Raw genomic sequence first — 2,675 nt, forward strand, 5'->3', positions numbered from 1 at the left:
GGTGGGTAATTTCCTGAAAGTTCATTTGAATTAACTCTTCATGGCTATAGCCAGTAATTTCGCATAGGGCAGGATTAATTTGCAGAAATCCTCCATCCAACCCCACGAGAGTAATACCGACAGCTGCCTGATTGAACATTGCCCGAAACCTTTCTTCGCTTTCTCGCAAAGCAACTTCTGTTTGCTTTGCTGCGGTAACATCTGCCAAAATAATTCCAATTCCTACCGTTTCACCCATTGCGTTATGAACTGGGTAATAGTTGCCCAGCCAGTAACCGTAACGTTCGGGTTGCTCCCTTGTCTCACCGCTGATTTCCATATTCAGCAGGGGTTCTCCAGTATCTAACACGCGCTGTAACTGTGGCTCTAACTCAGCCGCCATTGCTGGCAACACTTCCCTAAATTTGCGTCCTAGATGTTCTTCTATAGCTAAACCGTTAATGTCAGCGAAAACTTGATTAATGCGGATATATCGCAGTTCCCGATCCAAAAAGCATATGGCAATAGGAGCCGCTCCGAGCAACGCATCTAGGAGAGATAGAGATTCGGCATAATGGATTAAAGCCTGGCGGATGTCTCGATAAAGTTGGGCATTTTCCACTGCTAAGGCAGCACGATGGGTAATATCTGTTGCTAAAGTTAGGTCAGTGCGATCGTAGCAACGGTTTGATTCTGCGGTGACAAAACTGATGGTGCCGAGTACTCGCCCTTTTGCGATTAACGGCACAATCATCACAGACTTCATCCCCAATTGCCGAACAAGTTCTAAGTGTTCATGATTCTGAGTACTTGCCACTAATAGCGAATCAGATACCTCTGAGATTAATTCGCTTTGCCCGGTTTGCAATACTTTAGTAATTGCACTTGCACCTTTGTAATCTGTCACATACTCCTGAAGTTGACGCGCCAACTCTGCTTTTGATGGGTCTGCATGAGCAATGGGTAGGCGGCGAATGGAACCATCTTCATTTAAAATATCGACACTACACCAATCAGCAAGCTGAGGAACTGAGATTTTAGCGATCTCTTCTAAGGTTTGTTCATAATCTAGCAAAGTAGAGAGTAAAGTACTAATTTGGGCGATATAGCGGAGTCTTTCCTCAGCCTGCTTGCGCTCTGTAATATCGAGAATAAAAAAAGCTCCTCGATCTACAGTCCCTTCAAAATGGCTACCACCTATCAAAATCGGGAAACGTGAGCCGTTTTTACGGATATATTCTTTTTGATATGGCGTGCAAAAAGAACTGTCTTGAAATTGAGTTATTGCTTCCTTATCGAGTTGCACGTACTCTGTAGGAGTTAGGTCTTGCCAGTTAATTTTTCCAGAAACTAATTCTTCACGGGTATAACCCACCATATTCAGCAAAGCATCGTTAGCGTCTGTAATCCCCCCATCTTTACTCCAGAAGCCAATACCAATCATATTGGAATCAACCACACTACGAAACTTAGCTTCGCTTTCCCGTAATGCTTGTTCAGTTTGTTTCAGTTGAGTAATATCAATTGAACTAATGCCCACTCCCAACAACTGCCCATCCGGCAAACAAACCGGATAATAGCTGACAAGACTATAACGATATACCCCAGGCGGATAGGTTTCACCGCTCACTTCCTGGTTGAGTAAGGGCTGCCTAGTCTTCATCACTTGCTCAAAAATAGGCTCAATTTGCGCTGCCCATTCTGGTAGTACTTCCTTAAAAGTGCGACCAATATGTTGAGTTTGCGGTACACCGTTAATAGCTGCCAACGCTTCATTAGCATGAACGTAGCGAAGTTCACTATCAAGAAAAGCCAGCGCCACTGGTGAACTAGTAAGCCAAGCATCGACTAATGCCAGAGATTCGTCTTTTTGCCCAATAGCTTGCTGAAGTTCTTGCTGCAACCTAGCTTTTTCTAGTTCTGCCTGCTTGCGCTCAGTAATATTCACACCTGCACAGGTGATACCCTGAATACTATTATCTAAATCCCTTAGTGGTTCAACTAGCAAATCGTAATAACGGTCTTTTCCACCAATTGTCAGATAAACTTCTTCACGGGTTGCAACACCAGTCTCTATTACTTTTAGCTTAATTGCCTTCAATTTCTCTGCGACTATAGCTGAGAAAAATTCATCATCAGACTTACCTAATATTTCCTCAGTAGTTTCTAGACCTTGAGGATTATGAACCCATTGATATCGCAAATCACGATCCTGTTGAAAAACCACGATATCTGAACTACTTAATGCTAATTTAAATCTTTCTTCACTAATTCTCAGCTGTTGCAGATTTCTATCAGCTTGTCTTTTCGCAGTCTTTAATGTTTCACATAAGATACTAAAGAGTAATCCTTGTAATGCAAACAACCCAATTCGCACAGAATTAGATAAGTCAAAACTCAGCTCATAAGCTGGGAGGAGAAAGAAGTAATTGCTCAGTAACGCAGACAAAAAAGTTGCTAACAACCCTAACTTCAAACCACCATACCAAGCACTCAACATTACAGCGCTAAAAAACAGCAGGAAAGGAGTTCCACTCATGTTTAACCAGGGGTCTAGCATCAACATTAGCCCTAGTGCAAGTGCGACAATTAATACAACGATGCCATAACGCAGTAACTGAGAATAATGAATATGGGGCATGAAAAGTTCTTGGAATAACCAATACTCATTGCAGAGGCTGTATATACCCTAAGCT

General features: G+C 42.5%; 1 protein-coding gene. It reads right to left on the bottom strand.

The annotated features are described in order from the left end of the window. Positions 1-2,620, bottom strand: a 2,620-nt coding sequence (locus IQ229_RS23235) for a PAS domain-containing protein (RefSeq protein ID WP_194047808.1), incomplete at its 3' end; no start/stop codon positions are given. Positions 2,621-2,675: the final 55 nt, after the last annotated feature.

This window comes from Nostoc cf. edaphicum LEGE 07299 (genome assembly GCF_015207245.1).
Lineage (GTDB): Bacteria > Cyanobacteriota > Cyanobacteriia > Cyanobacteriales > Nostocaceae > Nostoc > Nostoc edaphicum_B.